The sequence below is a fragment of the Synechococcales cyanobacterium CNB genome (assembly GCA_030263455.1).
In the GTDB taxonomy this organism is placed as follows: domain Bacteria; phylum Planctomycetota; class Phycisphaerae; order Phycisphaerales; family UBA1924; genus CAADGN01.
Genome location: SZOZ01000005.1, coordinates 119,416 through 132,706 on the forward strand (window position 1 = coordinate 119,416; position 13,291 = coordinate 132,706).

Here is a 13,291-nt window from a genome sequence, read left to right on the forward strand (position 1 = left end):
AGGAGTTCGACATGCCGACGATGCTGCCCGATCCGCGTCAGTACCCCCGGTTCGCCGGCGTGGCGACGTTCTGCCGCTACCCGCTGCTGGAATGGGTCGCGCCCGAGCATCGTCCGGTGGACTGGGCGATCTACGGCGTGCCGTTCGATGGGGGCGTGACGTTCCGGCCCGGCGCGCGGTTCGGGCCACGGGCGGTGCGGGACGCCTCGCAGTACGTCAAGCGGTACTCGATGGAGCACGGGCTGGATCTGTGCGAGGAGCTGAGCCTTGCGGACGCGGGGGATGCGCCGGTGCAGCCGTACTCCTGCCGCGCGACGGCAGAGGCGGCGACGGCGTTCGCACGCGGGCTGGGCGAGCCGTCGCACACGCGGCTGTTCGCGGTTGGTGGCGATCACTCCATTGCTTACGCAAACGTGCGGGCGACGTGGGAGCGGCGCGGCTCGCCGAAGGGCGGTCTGGCACTCGTGCACTTCGACGCGCACTTCGACACCGTGGACCAGGTATGGGGCGAGCGGTGGGGGCATGCCTCGCCGTTCATCCGGGCGGTTGAGGAGGGGATGATCGACCCGAAGCGGATGATCTCGGTCGGCATCCGCGGGCCGCTGAACACGTGCGAGGACGCCGAGTATGCCCCGAAGCACGGCGTTCGGATCGTGACCTGCAACGAGTGGCGACGGAGCGGGAACGGCGTGCTCGAACGGTTCGTCGCGGAACTGGGCGGAGCGGAGGCGTACCTGAGTTTCGATGTGGACTGCTGCGATCCCGCCTTCGCGCCCGGCACGGGGACGCACGCGATCGGCGGCTTCGCGTCGCACGAGGCGCTCGGGGCGATCCGTTCGCTGCGGGGGCTGAACGTGGTGGGGGCGGACGTGGTGGAAGTGCTGCCCGACCGTGACGTGGCGGAGATCACCGCGCTGTTGGCCGGGACGGTGATCTTCGAGGTGCTGTGCCTCGACGCGGTGCGTCGCCGGAAGTAGCGACTTTGTGCGGCGGCTTGTGGCGGGGTTCGGCGTAGGGCAGCAGTTCGGCGGGGAGCGCGCGCAGACCGCGCCGGCGGGCCTTCATCACGGCGTAATGCAACGAGTCGTGGACGCGGTGGCGCACGCGGTCGGTGACGTTGAGGCCGAGCGCCCCCATTTGGGCGAGGGAAAAGGCCCAGGCGTGGTACTCCTCGAGGCATCGGGGCTTGTAGCGGTGGAAGCCGATGGCGTGGTGGCCGATCTCGTGGAGGAAGATGGCGGCCGAGACCGGGCCGCGTGGCCGCGGGGACTCGATGAGTCGGCGCGTTTCGCCGTTGGCGTAGGAGACCTCCCACGCGAGGCCGGTCATGTCGTTGCGCCAGCGCCGGACACGAACGCCGTAGCGGTCGAGCATCGCGCGTGTCATGGCGTCGTAGCGGTCTTGCATGGAGGGGCCGGACGGCGGCCTGCGCCGCAGGCCGGAGCATGGCGGTCGTGCAGTGCGCGGTCCCGGAGGCGGGCGCACGCGGCGTGGTGAGATGAGATCCCAGAGCGTCAGCACGGCGACGCTCCGTGGCAGGATGCGAGCGTCGCTCCTCGCTCGATGCGGTGGCCGCGTGCGAAGTCCGTCCATGGCATGGCGCGTCCGCCCGCTGGTTGAACGGTGAGCAGGCGAAGCGCGGTTCCGCCGCCGCAGGCGACGATGCCTTGCTCGGGATTCGTGATCGTGCCCACGGCGGATTGTTGGGTTTCCGTAGAGAGAGGTTCAACACGAAGGAGCCTGAGCGATCGACCGCCGAGCGTGGCTGTGACGCCGGGCCAGGGGGTCAGGCCGTGGATGCGCCGGCGGCAGGCCTCGGCGGGCTGGGCGAAGTCCACCCAGCCGTCGGCCTTCGAAAGCTTCGGCGCGAGCGTGACGAGGGTTTCATCCTGCGAGCGTGGCGCGAGCGTGCCCCCGGCGTGCGCGCGCAAGACGGATTCCACCAGGGCCGGACCGTCGGTGGCGAGGAGGTCGTGCAGTTCGCCGGCGGTCAGGGCGGGGTCGAGCGGGCGGCCCGACTGGGCGAGGATGTCGCCGGCGTCCATGCGATCGGCGAGCGTGATGACGGAGTTCCCGGTCTGGGCATCGCCGGCGAGGATGGCGGCATTGATGGGCGCCGCGCCGCGCCACCGAGGGAGGAGCGAAGCGTGCAGGTTGATGGCGAAGCGCCCTTCGAGCAAGGCACGCCCGAGTTTCTGTCCGAAGGCGATGACGACCCAGGCGTCTGCGTGGAAGGCGCGAATCCGCGAGCACACGGAAGGCTCGTTGACGTGCCCTGGCTTCAGCAGCGGCACACCCTGGGCGTGCTCCGCGGCCCACGCGCCGATCGGCGTCGGGGTGAGTCGACCGCCGCGCCCGGCGGGGCGATCGGGCTGCGTGACGATGCACCGCACGCGGTGATGCGTGGCGAGGTGTTCGAGCGTCGGCAGGCCGAACGCGCCGGAGCCGAAGAAGACGAGGTCCATCCGCGGGCAGGATAGTGCCATTCGTCAGGCGCGCTCGAGTTCTCGGATGAGGCGACGATTGCGGATGCGGTCCATCTGGGCCATGCGGTCAAGGATGAGGATGCCGTCGAGGTGGTCGCACTCGTGCTGCCAGCAGCGGGCGAGGAGGCCTTGGGCGGTTCTGGTGAAGGGTCGGCCTTCGAGGTCGAGCGCGGAGATGGTGATGATGGGAGGGCGGAGTACACGGCCGACGACGTCCGGGATGCTCAGGCAGCCTTCATCGGCCGGCTCGACCGGGCCGGACGGGTTGGACAGGACCGGATTCACATAGACGGTCGGCTGTGGCGTCGCGCCGGCCGGGTCGGAGTCCGGGCTTCGGCCATCCAGCGCGGGAACATGGCAGACGAACAACCGCCACGGCAGCCCGACCTGGGGCGCGGCTAGGCCGATGCCCTCGGCGAGGCGCATGAGCTCGATCATCCGCGACGCGACGCGACGAACCTCGTCGGTTATGTCCACGATCGGCTCGGCCTTGGCGCGGAGCGAGGGGTCGGGGTAGTGCAGGATGTCCAGCGAGGCGGGATCGACCGTCATTGGGCGATCGTATGAGGGGAGGGCGTCGGCTGGCGGGAGCGGGGCGGTTCGCTACAATCGCTCCGCCCGGGTCGGCTCGGCGGGTGGTCGGCGACGGTTCGGGACGCAAGGCAGCATGATCGGGGACTGAAGCGTGGCGTTGTTCCGCAAGAAGGGACGAGATGAGGCCGGAGAACCGGCTTCGGAGGGCGGCGCACCGGCCGCGACGGAGGGCAACGGCGAGGCGCCCGTTTACTCGCCCGAGAAGGCGGCGAGGTTCTTCGAGCACGCCAAGACGGTGGCGGAAACGGGCAACCACGAGTACGCCATGCAGCTGTGGCTCAGCGGGCTTCGGCAGGACCCGACGAGCATGGAGGCCATGGAAGCGTTCTTTCGCAGCGCGGGGATCGTGGCCGGCGGCGACAAGCCCGCGAAATCCGGCCGAGAAGCCGCCAAAGCAGTGGAGGGCCGGGGTCCGGTCGAGCGGTACCTCCAGGCGTTGCTGGCGTGGGGCTTGAACCCGATGGACGCCGCTGCGGCGGTGCGTGCGGTGGAGGCCGCAGTCAAACTGGACCTCGGTGAGCAGGCGTACTGGATGGGGGAGCGGGCGCTGGCGATCGCCCAGCGCGACAAGAAGCCTCGGAAGGATCTGCTCGTCAAACTGATGGAATCGCTCGCGGCCGTGCAGGCGTATCCGCTCGCGGTCAAGGCGGGCGAAGCGGCCAAGCAACTCGACCCGAGCGACGGCGAACTGGCGGCGCGCGTCCGCAACATGTCGGCGGCGGAAACGATGACGCGAGGAGGGTTCGACGAAACGGGGCAGGCCGGTGGCTTCCGCAAGAACGTCAAGGATATCGAGAAGCAGCGGCTGATGGAGGACGCCGACCGCGTCTCGAAGACGGAAGAGACGATCGACCGGCTGATCGAGGCGGCTGAAGCGGACTACGCCCGTCGGCCGGAGGACATGTACGTCGTGCAGACGCTGACGAAGAGGCTGCTCGAACGCGGCCGCGACGAGGACGAGCAGCGCGCCCTGCGCCTGCTGATGAAGGCGTACGAGGAAACCAGGAGTTTCCGGTTCCGCCAGGAAGCGGGAAGGATTCAGGTCCGGCGTGCGCGACGGGCGCTTGTGAAATACCGGGATGCCGCCGAGGCGAACCCCAACGATCCCGAGGCGAGGGCGAGGTATGAGGAGGCGGAGCGGAAGTTCCTGGAGATGGAAGTCACGGAACTCCTGGCGGCTGTCGAGGCGTATCCGACGGACCTGTCGCTGAAATACGAGCTTGGCAAGCGGCATTTCGCGCTGAAGGACTACGAGAAGGCGATCCCGCTGCTGCAGGAGGCGAAGGGCGATCCCCGGTTCCGCGCGCACGCGCTGGGGCAACTCGGGCACGCCTTCCAGGCGATCGACTTCGTGGACGAGGCGATCACGACGTTCCGGCAGGCGATCGAGGCGCACCGCTCGACCTCGGACGAGACAGGCATGGAACTGCGGTACGGGCTGATGGCCGCGCTGCAGGCGAAGGCCGAGCACGAGCGCGACCTCGTGGCCGCCGAGGAGGCCGAGAAACTGGCGTCCGCGATCGCGATCGAGCAGTTCGGGTATCGCGACGTTCGCCAGCGGCGCGAGCAGTTGAAGAAACTGGTGGTCGAACTGCGGCAGGGCGCGGGGGCGTAGCGAACGATGGCACAGGGACCGGCCGGATCGTCGTCGTCGGTCGGCGGCGCGGTCGCCATCATTCCGGCGCGGATGGGATCGGTTCGATTCCCCGGCAAGGTGATCGCGGACGCGACGGGCAGGCCGCTGATTCAGCACGTCTACGAGGCGGCGCAGGCGGCACGGTCCGTTGTGCGAACCGTCGTGGCGACGGACGACGCGCGTGTGCTCGCGGCGGTTCAGGGGTTCGGCGGCGAGGCGGTGATGACGGGCGAGCACCCGAACGGCACGAGCCGTCTGGCGGAAGCGGCGGCGACTCTCGGGCTGGAGTCGGATCGCGTGATCGTCAACGTCCAGGGCGACGAACCGGAGATCGAGCCGCGATTGATCGACCTGAGTGTGCAGGCCCTCGTCGAGACGGGCGCGGAGGCGGCGACGGCGGCGTGCCCGTTCGGCCCGGACGAGCAGCACGACGATCCCAATGTCGTGAAGGTCGTGCTTGACGGGCGGGGAATGGCCTTGTACTTCTCGCGCGCGCCGATTCCGCACCGCCGCGACGATGACGATGGCCCGTGCGCACGCCCGCTGCGGCACGTCGGGTTGTATGTCTATCGGCGCACGTTCCTGGAGGACTATCTGCGGCTGCCCGCGACGCCGCTGGAAATGACGGAGAAACTCGAACAACTGCGGATTCTCGAGCACGGTCGGCGAATCGCGGTGGCGGTCGCTGCCGGTGTCAGCCGGGGGATCGACACGCCGGAGCAATACGCCGCGTTCGTGGAGCGGTGGAGGGCGGGCGGGCGCGGCAGGGCGGAGTAGACTGCGGGCGTGACGGCCGACACGCACACGATGGTCGAACGGACGGACCCGCGGCTGCTGGCGGTCGCGCGGGGCGACGCGCCGGCCGACCTGCTCATCAGCGGCGCTTCGGTCGTCAATACGTTCACCTGCGAGATCGAGCGGGCTGACGTGGCAGTCTTCGGCGGGCGGGTTGCGGCGGTGGGGGAGCCGCGCGAGGCGAAAGAGACAATCCACGCGCGCGGGGCGTTTGTCACACCGGGGTTGATCGACGCGCACATGCACGTCGAGTCCACGATGCTCATGCCGCGGGAGTTCGTGCGCGTCGTGCTGCCGCACGGGACCACTGGGGCGGTTCTGGACCCGCACGAGATCGCAAACGTGCTCGGGACGCCCGGCATCCGGCTGCTGATGGACGACGCGGCAGGGATGCCGATGGAGCTGATGTGGTGTGTGTCCTCGTGCGTTCCCGCCTCGCACCTGGAGACGAGCGGGGCGAGCCTCGGCGTGGGTGATCTTGAGCCTCTGTTCGACGATCCCCGCGTCGTCGCGCTCGCGGAGATGATGAACTTTCCCGGCGTCGTGAGGGGCGTTCCCGAGGTGCTGGCCAAGGTCGCGATCGGGCTGCGGCGGCGCATCGTGGACGGGCACGCTCCGGGGCTGCGCGGAGCGGGGTTGCAGGCCTACGTCGCGGCCGGGATCACCTCCGACCACGAGTGCACAACCGCCGAGGAAGCGAGCGAGAAGGTCCGGCTCGGGATGACCGTCTACATCCGCGAGGGGAGCGCGGCCCGGAACCTGGAGGCGTTGCTGTCTGCCGTGATGCCGACGAACCGGCATCGGTTCTGCTTCTGCACCGACGATCGCCACCCCGCGGACCTTGTGGACGAGGGACACATCGACCACGTCGTTCGCCGGGCGGTCGCGCTCGGGCTGGACCCGGCGGTTGCCGTGGCGATGGCGTCGCTCCATCCCGCTCGTCATTACGGCAAGCGAGACCTGGGCGCGGTTGCGCCCGGTTACGCGGCCGACCTGCTCGTGCTGGATGATCTGCGCGAGTTTCGGCCTCGGCTCGTGCTGTTCCGTGGGCGCATGGTTGCGCACGAAGGGCGGTACAAGGGACCGGACGCGCCGGCTCGCGCCGGGCTGCCGGCGTCGGTGGTGCGTCTGCCGGCGGACTTCGGTGCTGCGTCGTTGCGTGCCCCTGGGCCGCGAGGCGGGCGCATTCGCGTCATCGGCATGGACCCGCACCAGTTGGTGACGGAATCGCTCGTGCTGCCGGCAAGGATCGAGGGCGGCATGTGCTTGGCGGACGCCGACAGCGACGTGCTGAAACTCGCCGTCATCGAGCGGCACAAGGGCACGGGCAACGTCGGGATCGGGTTCGTGCGGGGGTTCGGGCTTCGTCGCGGTGCGCTGGCCAGCACGGTCGGGCACGACTCGCACAACCTGGCCGTGGTGGGGACGAACGACACGGACATGGTGGTCGCCGCGCGCGCGCTGGCAGAGGCGGGAGGGGGCCAGTGCGTGGTCGAGGGTGGGCGCGTGCTGGCGATGCTTCGCCTGCCTGTCGCCGGGCTGATGTCGGATCGATCCGCGGGCGAAGTGATCGTTGCGCAGCGGGTTCTGCTGGACGCGGCTCGCTCGCTGGGGTGTCCGATCCACGACCCGTTCATGCCGCTGAGTTTTCTGCCGCTCGTGGTGATCCCTCACCTGAAGTTGAGCGACCGCGGGCTGGTGGACGTGGACCGTTTTGACTTCGTGCCGTTGGACGCGGATGCGTGATCGTGGCTGCGGGGCGGACGGGCTAGGATTTACACCGCGGTCGGCCGGCGATCCGATCCCGGTGGGCGTGCGTACAGGGAAGAGTCCGCCATTGCAGCCCGGACCGGGCCGCGGCGCGTGGGGCGGGAAGCCGCCGGCGGGCAATCGGCAACATGGAGAGTCAGTGATGCTCGATCAGAACCTCGGAGCGTTGGTGTCGGACCCGGCGGGTTGCTGGGCCGGTCTTGAGGCGCTGGAGGCGCGGGTCGTCCTCGACGCGACGCCGACGAACCCGCTCTATCCGGTGGTCGAACTGAACACGAACCTCGGGAGCGTGTTCATCGAGTTGTACCCGGACACCGCGCCGCAGAACGTGGCGAACTTCCTGGGCTATGTCGAGCGAGAGGACTACGACAACACGATCTTCCACCGGCTCGTCAAGGGCTTCGTCCTCCAGGGCGGCGGGTTCGTCTGGAACGAGGCGGAGAGCGATTTCGACCAGATCAAGAAGCAGGATCCGGTGGTCAACGAGTTCAGCCGTTCGAACGTGCAGTGGACGGTCGCCTTCGCGAAGATTCCGGCCACGGACGACAACGGCGACCCGATCGAGGGAGGCGGGCCGGACTCGGCGACCAACCAGTTCTTCTTCAACCTGGCGAACAACTCGGCGAACCTCGACAACCAGAACGGCGGGTTTACGGTCTTCGGCGGCGTGGTCGCGGGGCAGGAGATCATCACGTCGATTACGCAGTTGCCGGTCGGGAACTTCGGAGGCGCGCAGGGGTCGGTGCCCCTGATCCGGATGCCGACCTCCCGCGAGGACGCGAACCCGGAGGATTTCGTCACGATCCTCACGGCGCGCATCGTCTACGACCCGGCGACGAGCCTCGCGGTCGGGAACGGCGTGCTGCCCGGCGGCTCGGCGGATGCTTTCGACCGCGCGACGGTCGGCGTGCTCAACCGCTTTGGGGGCGCGACGGTCTTCCGCCAGACCTCGGACGGCACCGGGTGGACCGTCACCGACCTCGGCCTCAAGACGCAGAGCACGGGCCAGACGGGTCCGCTCGTGACGTGGGTCGATCCGAAGGACGGGCGGACGTACGCGGCGGCGCCGTCGGCGGCCGGGCTGCGGCTGTACACGAACACCGGCGAGGGTCAGTGGACCGCGCGCAACCTGAACGCGGAGATCGCCGGGGCCGGGCAGATCGCGACGAGACTGACCGCATTCATCACGCGTGAGGGCCTTGTCATGCTGGCCGGGCTGAGCGTGACGGGCGAGTTGCTCCTCTTCTCGCAGACGGGCGGCAACGACGGTCAGGGGAACCTTGCGTGGAGTTTCAGCAATGTCTCGACGGCCGACCTTGCCGATCAGGGGCTGGCGACGCCGACGTTCACGAGCGACCTCGTGAGTTACGTGACGTCGTGGAACGGGCTGAACATCGCGGGCCTGGACGCGAGCGGAGCGATCCACGCCGTCTGGTGGGCGCCGGGCCTTGAGAAGTGGACGACGAGCAACCTGAGCGAGATCACCGGCGCGCCGGCGCTGTTCGGAGGGCTGACCCCCTACCTCACCGGATGGGGCGGGATCAACCTCGCCGGGATCAACGCCGACGGCGACGTGACGACGACCTGGTGGGTGCCCGAGTTCGGGGGCGACTGGCGACAGGACAACCTGAGCCAGTTGTTCGGCGGCCCGGGGCTGGAGCCTGGGTCGCTCGCCAGTTACGTGACGCCTTGGGGCGGGTTGAACGTCGTCGGGCGTCGCGGCGATGGGCACACGGTCGTCTACTGGTGGGCGCCCGAGATCGAGGGCGACGCGTGGGCGGTGACGTCGATCAGCGAGTTCATCGAGGGCGCCCCGCTGTTCGCGGGTCGTGTCTCGGGCATCGCGTCGCCGGTCGGCACCATCAGCCTCGTCGGTGCGTCGGCCGACCACGACCTGCTCCGGTACTGGTGGCAGCCCGGCGGCGAGTGGCAGGCGGAGAACGTGTCGGCGAAGGCCGTGCTGGTCTGAAAGGGATGCTCAGCCGGTTCGGCGGAGCGCGAGGATGAGTTCGACCTGTCCCGTGGGGCGGTCGATCTCGCGTGCGATCTCGACCGTCGGCAGGCCGCGATCGGCGAGTTCATAGACTCGCGCGTGGAGAGGATCGGTGGCCGGCGCTTGCGGACGGGATCGGACTGGCCGCGCCGGTGGCGCCTCGACGCACTCAAGCCGTGCGAGGCGTTCGTCCGCGTCGCGGATGAGTTTTTCGAGCTTGGCGGACCTGGCTTCGAGCTGTGCGGCCAGTTCACGGGCGAGATCATGCATCTCGGCCATGACGGCCTCCGCGGAATCCCGCCCCGCGGCCTGCGCCCGGATCGCGTCGATGCGCTCGCGCGGCGACAAGTTCTGTTGTGCTCGGGCGGCCAGGCGCTGCTGCACCTTGCGCATGGCGATGAAGAGGATGATCATCAGCCCTGCGGCGATGAGCAGGCCGGGCAGTGGACCGACGGAGGGTCGCGTCTGCGTGGCGGCCGCGAGCACGAGGATCGAGGTCGCGTCCATGCACTCCCACGATACCACGGGTCGGCCGAGCGCGTCGCCGTATCATTCCCCTGATGCCCGGCTCAAAGGGAGTGGTGAGACCGTCCCGCCACGATTCAGCGGTCGGCATGGTGGTCCGCCACTGGCGCCGCCTGGCAGGAGGCGCGGAACGCAGGGACCACGACCGGCGGACACTGGTGGCCTGTTCGGGAGGAGCGGATTCGTCCGCGCTCGTGCTCTGCCTTGCGTCGGCCACCGACCGGGTGGTCGTGGCGCACGTCGTGCATGACCTTCGCCCTCGGACCGAATCGCTCTCGGATCGTGCCAAGGCGAGGGAACTCGCGGCGGGGCTTGACCTGCCGTTCGTCGAGGAGCACGTCCGGGTCGCCGGCCTGCCGGGGAACGACGAAGCGAACGCGCGTCGGCTGCGGTACGAGGCGCTGGAACGGATGGCGTTCGAGCAGGGCTGTCCGTACATCGCGACGGCGCACCACGCGGAGGACCAGCTCGAAACAATGCTGATGGGGCTTGTGCGTGGGACCGGCCTGGCCGGGCTTGCGGGCCTGCGCCCGAGACGGCCGGTCGGAGAGCGGGGCATTCATGTCGTTCGACCGATGCTGAGGCTCGCTCGGGTGGAGAGCGAACGCATCTGCCGCGAGTGCGGGTGGACGTGGGCGGAGGACTCGACGAACCGCGACGTCACACGGCTGCGAGCGGCGTTGCGTGCGGGTCCGGTGAAGGAGCTGCTCCGCATCCGCCCGGCGACGTGCGACCACGCGGTGAACGTGGCGGAGTTCGTGCGGGAAGCGGCCGCGCTCGTCGAGGACGGCGTGGCGGAGGTGTGGCCGACCGCGACCCCGGTCGAACGCGACGGTCGCGTGGTCGCGTACTCGTTCGATCGAGCTCGGTTGCGTGGCCTGCGGTGGATCGTGGTCGGAGCGCTGCTGCGCTCGGCCTATGCTCGGCTTCGCGACGGCCGGGGGCTTGATCGCCTCCGGGCGAGGTCGATCCGGGCCGCATCGCTCGCCGTGCGAGAAGCGGAAGACGCGCGGGAGTTCCGGTGGCATGGCGCTCGGGTGGTGGTGGGGCGTGACAGCGTCGAGGTCAGGTTGGAGGAGTCCGCTGATGGGTGATCGGGCGAGCAGGATCGTGCTGGTGGGCCATTGCGGGCCGGACGCCGCGATGCTGCGGTCGGCCGTGCGCGGGGCGGTTCCGGACGCCTCGTTCGAGACGGCGAATGACGATGCGTCGCTGTCGAGGGCGATCGAAGGGGCGGACCTCGCGCTGGTGAACCGGGCGCTGGAGGGCACGTTCTCTGCCTCGGATGGCGTGGAGTTGATCCGACAGCTCGCGTCGCGGCGCACCGGCGAGCGCCCCGCGCTCATGCTGGTGAGCAACTACGAGGATGCGCAGGCCCGGGCGGTGCGTGCCGGCGCGGTGGAAGGGTTCGGCAAGCTGGCGATGTACGATGACGCCGCGAAGGAGCGCCTGCGTCGGGCGCTCGGCGCGTCGGCGTAAGGGCTGGAGTGTGAGATGGCGAAGCGTGGCCCGGCGAGCGTGGCGGCGAAGAAGCCCGGTGTGAAGGACTACGCGGCGCGCCGGGCGGCGGTGCTTCGCGAGCTGAGGGGAGCGATCGGGCTGGTCTTCGCGGGCGAGGGGGGCGGGCACCTGCGCGGGCAGTGGGAGGCCGACCGTTCGTTCTACTACCTGACGGGCATCGGGGACGAGGCCGGAGCGGCGGTGCTCTTCGACGGGGCGAACCCCGACCCGCGCAGGCGGTGCATCCTGTTCCTCAAGCCGCGCGACCCCGAAGTGGAGATGTGGGACGGGCACCGCGACGCGATCGGTTCCGCGCTCAAGGCCCGCACCGGGTTCGACACGGTGCTGCGGACACGCGCCCTGCCGAACGTGCTCGCCACGATCACGCGCCAGCGGAAGCGGCTGGCGACGCTGCACCCCCCTTCGCTGCACACGGGGGCGGTTCCGCCGGACCTGGCCCTCTTCCGGCAGTTGTGCGAGCGGACCGCGGGCGTGAGCATCGAGGACAGGTCCGGCGTTGTTCCCTCGCTGCGGGCGATCAAGTCGCCGATCGAACTGGCGGCGATCTCCCGGGCGATCGACGCCACGCTCGCCGGGCACAGGGCCGCGGCGGCCGTGATGAAGCCCGGCGCGAACGAGCGGGACGTGCAGGAGGCTCTGGAACGGGCGATGCGCGACGCGGGCGGAGACGGCACGGCGTACAACTCGATCATCGGCGCCGGGCCGAACGCGGCTGTCCTCCACTACATGCGCAACAACGCCGCGATCGAGCCGGGCGACCTCGTGCTCATCGACGCGGCGGCCACGATGGACGGGTACGCGGCCGACATCACGCGCACGTACCCGGCGTCGGGGAAGTTCTCCGCTGACCAACTGGACGTCTATCGCACCGTGCTGCGCGCGCAGCGAGCGGCGATCGCGGTCGTGAAGCCGGGCAACCACATGTGGCAGGCGGACGAGGCCGCGCGCGAGATCATCGACAAGGCCGGGTTCGCGGACGCCTTCTACCACGGCATCGGGCACCCGCTGGGGCTGGAGGTGCACGACGTGGCGTCGGACGGCGCGCTGAAGGCCGGCATGGTCGTCACGGTCGAGCCGGGCGTCTACGTCGAGGAGCGTCGGCTCGGGATTCGCCTGGAGGACGACGTGCTGGTGACGCAGGGCGGGAGCCGGAACCTGTCGGCGCACATCCCGATCGAGCCGAAGGACGTCGAGGCGATGGTGCGCGGGCGGTGAGCGCGCTCAGCCGCGGTCCTTGCCGGCGATGGCCCTGAGGCGGGCGGTGAGCGCGGCGCGGTCGTCCTCGAAGTTGGGGGAGTAGAGGCCGATCAGACGCCGGTCCGGGCCGACGAGGATCATGCGGTCGGGGTGCCTGATGTTGGCCATGGACTCGCCGTCGGGGAGGGTGATGCGGTTCGACTCGTCGGGGTCGTCGGAGACGTCGAACTTGAGGCTTTCGGAGGCGATGCGCCGGATGGTGGCGGCGTCGCCGGTGAGAAAGCGCCAGCGGGAATGATCGACGCCGAACGCGGCGGCGTACTGTCGGAGGCGCTCGGGCGTGTCGTTTGCGGGATCGACGCTGATGGAGACGAAACGGACGCTGGTGCCGGCGAGGTTCTCGTACTGCTCATACATGCGTCCGGTCAGCATCGGGCAGACGAGGACGCAGTGCGTGAAGACGAAGCTGAGGACGGTGACCCGGCCGTCGAAGATCGACTGGTCGGCGGGCTTGCCGTCCTGATCGACGAGGTTGAACTCGGGGATGCGGAGTTCGCCCAGCGGCTCCGGGATGGGGCGGAGAAGCTCCGCGAGCGATGCGCGGCGGACGTCCAGCCGGGCGTTGGTGGAGGCGTGCGCCTGTTCCTGCGCGAGCCGGCGTGCCTCGGCGGCCTTCTCGGCCTGCCTGGCGCGGAGCATGAGCGCGGCCGAGACGGAGAGCGCGAGTCCGACGACGGCGACGATGAGCAGCGGGGCGAACCACCTGGGCATGTC

Annotated in this window: 13 protein-coding genes; 8 read left to right on the plus strand and 5 right to left on the minus strand. The window is 69.7% G+C overall.

The window, feature by feature from the left end; genetic code table 11:
- The first annotated feature begins 11 nt into the window (after positions 1-11).
- Positions 12-977: an agmatinase gene (gene speB, locus FBT69_06665; protein ID MDL1904483.1), complete on the plus strand. Its 966-nt coding sequence runs from the start codon at positions 12-14 to the stop codon at positions 975-977.
- On the opposite strand, the gene FBT69_06670 is transcribed toward speB, so the two are convergent.
- From FBT69_06670 to def, 3 genes are read right to left on the minus strand one after another with little or no spacing between them, the layout of a single operon-like run.
- Entirely contained in the window at positions 907-1,521 is a 615-nt protein-coding gene (locus FBT69_06670; protein ID MDL1904484.1) for a hypothetical protein, read from the minus strand. The genes speB and FBT69_06670 overlap by 71 nt on opposite strands.
- Positions 1,515-2,486 (minus strand): methionyl-tRNA formyltransferase, encoded by a 972-nt coding sequence (locus FBT69_06675; protein ID MDL1904485.1) that lies wholly within the window; start codon positions 2,484-2,486, stop codon positions 1,515-1,517. Before FBT69_06675 ends, FBT69_06670 begins: the two co-directional genes overlap by 7 nt.
- A 3-nt stretch (positions 2,487-2,489) precedes the next feature.
- Complete coding sequence (gene def / locus FBT69_06680) at positions 2,490-3,038, minus strand: peptide deformylase (protein MDL1904486.1); 549 nt, start codon at positions 3,036-3,038, stop codon at positions 2,490-2,492.
- Positions 3,039-3,171: 133 nt separating this feature from the next.
- On the opposite strand from def, the gene FBT69_06685 reads away from it, so the two are divergent.
- Genes FBT69_06685 through FBT69_06700 form a run of 4 tightly spaced genes read left to right on the plus strand, consistent with a single transcriptional unit; the run spans position 3,172 to position 9,250 of the window.
- Positions 3,172-4,695, plus strand: coding sequence for a hypothetical protein (locus FBT69_06685; protein ID MDL1904487.1), 1,524 nt, complete (start codon positions 3,172-3,174; stop codon positions 4,693-4,695).
- 6 nt (positions 4,696-4,701) lie between these two features.
- On the plus strand, positions 4,702-5,493 hold the full coding sequence (gene kdsB / locus FBT69_06690; protein ID MDL1904488.1) for a 3-deoxy-manno-octulosonate cytidylyltransferase: 792 nt from the start codon (positions 4,702-4,704) through the stop codon (positions 5,491-5,493).
- Between the two features lie 30 nt (positions 5,494-5,523).
- Positions 5,524-7,257 carry an adenine deaminase gene (gene ade / locus FBT69_06695; protein ID MDL1904489.1) on the plus strand — a complete coding sequence of 578 codons (1,734 nt, stop codon included), beginning with the start codon at positions 5,524-5,526 and terminating at the stop codon, positions 7,255-7,257.
- Positions 7,250-9,250, plus strand: a complete 2,001-nt coding sequence (locus tag FBT69_06700) for a hypothetical protein (GenBank protein MDL1904490.1) — start codon at positions 7,250-7,252, stop codon at positions 9,248-9,250. The genes ade and FBT69_06700 overlap by 8 nt, the downstream gene beginning before the upstream one ends.
- Positions 9,251-9,259: 9 nt before the next feature.
- On the opposite strand, the gene FBT69_06705 is transcribed toward FBT69_06700, so the two are convergent.
- Positions 9,260-9,781, minus strand: coding sequence for a hypothetical protein (locus tag FBT69_06705; GenBank protein ID MDL1904491.1), 522 nt, complete (start codon positions 9,779-9,781; stop codon positions 9,260-9,262).
- A gap of 53 nt (positions 9,782-9,834) precedes the next feature.
- Between FBT69_06705 and tilS the strand changes: the two genes are divergently transcribed.
- Genes tilS through FBT69_06720 form a run of 3 tightly spaced genes read left to right on the plus strand, consistent with a single transcriptional unit; the run spans position 9,835 to position 12,535 of the window.
- Positions 9,835-10,893: a tRNA lysidine(34) synthetase TilS gene (tilS, locus tag FBT69_06710; protein ID MDL1904492.1), complete on the plus strand. Its 1,059-nt coding sequence runs from the start codon at positions 9,835-9,837 to the stop codon at positions 10,891-10,893.
- Positions 10,886-11,278 carry a hypothetical protein gene (locus FBT69_06715; GenBank protein ID MDL1904493.1) on the plus strand — a complete coding sequence of 131 codons (393 nt, stop codon included), beginning with the start codon at positions 10,886-10,888 and terminating at the stop codon, positions 11,276-11,278. The genes tilS and FBT69_06715 overlap by 8 nt, the downstream gene beginning before the upstream one ends.
- A gap of 15 nt (positions 11,279-11,293) precedes the next feature.
- The gene (locus FBT69_06720) at positions 11,294-12,535 is read left to right on the plus strand and encodes an aminopeptidase P family protein (GenBank protein ID MDL1904494.1); all 1,242 of its coding nucleotides are present in this window, start codon (positions 11,294-11,296) and stop codon (positions 12,533-12,535) included.
- 6 nt (positions 12,536-12,541) lie between these two features.
- Here FBT69_06720 and FBT69_06725 read toward each other — a convergent pair whose 3' ends face one another.
- On the minus strand, positions 12,542-13,288 hold the full coding sequence (locus FBT69_06725) for an SCO family protein (protein ID MDL1904495.1): 747 nt from the start codon (positions 13,286-13,288) through the stop codon (positions 12,542-12,544).
- Positions 13,289-13,291 lie beyond the last annotated feature (3 nt).

Excerpts from the sequence above, each read along its gene's own strand:
- FBT69_06705 (MDL1904491.1), bottom strand. The coding sequence starts at position 9,781 with ATGGACGCGACCTCGATCCTCGTGCTCGCGGCCGCCACGCAGACGCGA.
- def (MDL1904486.1), bottom strand. The coding sequence starts at position 3,038 with ATGACGGTCGATCCCGCCTCGCTGGACATCCTGCACTACCCCGACCCC.
- FBT69_06715 (MDL1904493.1), top strand. The coding sequence starts at position 10,886 with ATGGGTGATCGGGCGAGCAGGATCGTGCTGGTGGGCCATTGCGGGCCG.
- kdsB (MDL1904488.1), top strand. The coding sequence starts at position 4,702 with ATGGCACAGGGACCGGCCGGATCGTCGTCGTCGGTCGGCGGCGCGGTC.
- FBT69_06675 (MDL1904485.1), bottom strand. The coding sequence starts at position 2,486 with ATGGCACTATCCTGCCCGCGGATGGACCTCGTCTTCTTCGGCTCCGGC.
- tilS (MDL1904492.1), top strand. The coding sequence starts at position 9,835 with ATGCCCGGCTCAAAGGGAGTGGTGAGACCGTCCCGCCACGATTCAGCG.
- FBT69_06725 (MDL1904495.1), bottom strand. The coding sequence starts at position 13,288 with ATGCCCAGGTGGTTCGCCCCGCTGCTCATCGTCGCCGTCGTCGGACTC.
- FBT69_06720 (MDL1904494.1), top strand. The coding sequence starts at position 11,294 with ATGGCGAAGCGTGGCCCGGCGAGCGTGGCGGCGAAGAAGCCCGGTGTG.
- FBT69_06700 (MDL1904490.1), top strand. The coding sequence starts at position 7,250 with ATGCGTGATCGTGGCTGCGGGGCGGACGGGCTAGGATTTACACCGCGG.
- speB (MDL1904483.1), top strand. The coding sequence starts at position 12 with ATGCCGACGATGCTGCCCGATCCGCGTCAGTACCCCCGGTTCGCCGGC.
- ade (MDL1904489.1), top strand. The coding sequence starts at position 5,524 with ATGGTCGAACGGACGGACCCGCGGCTGCTGGCGGTCGCGCGGGGCGAC.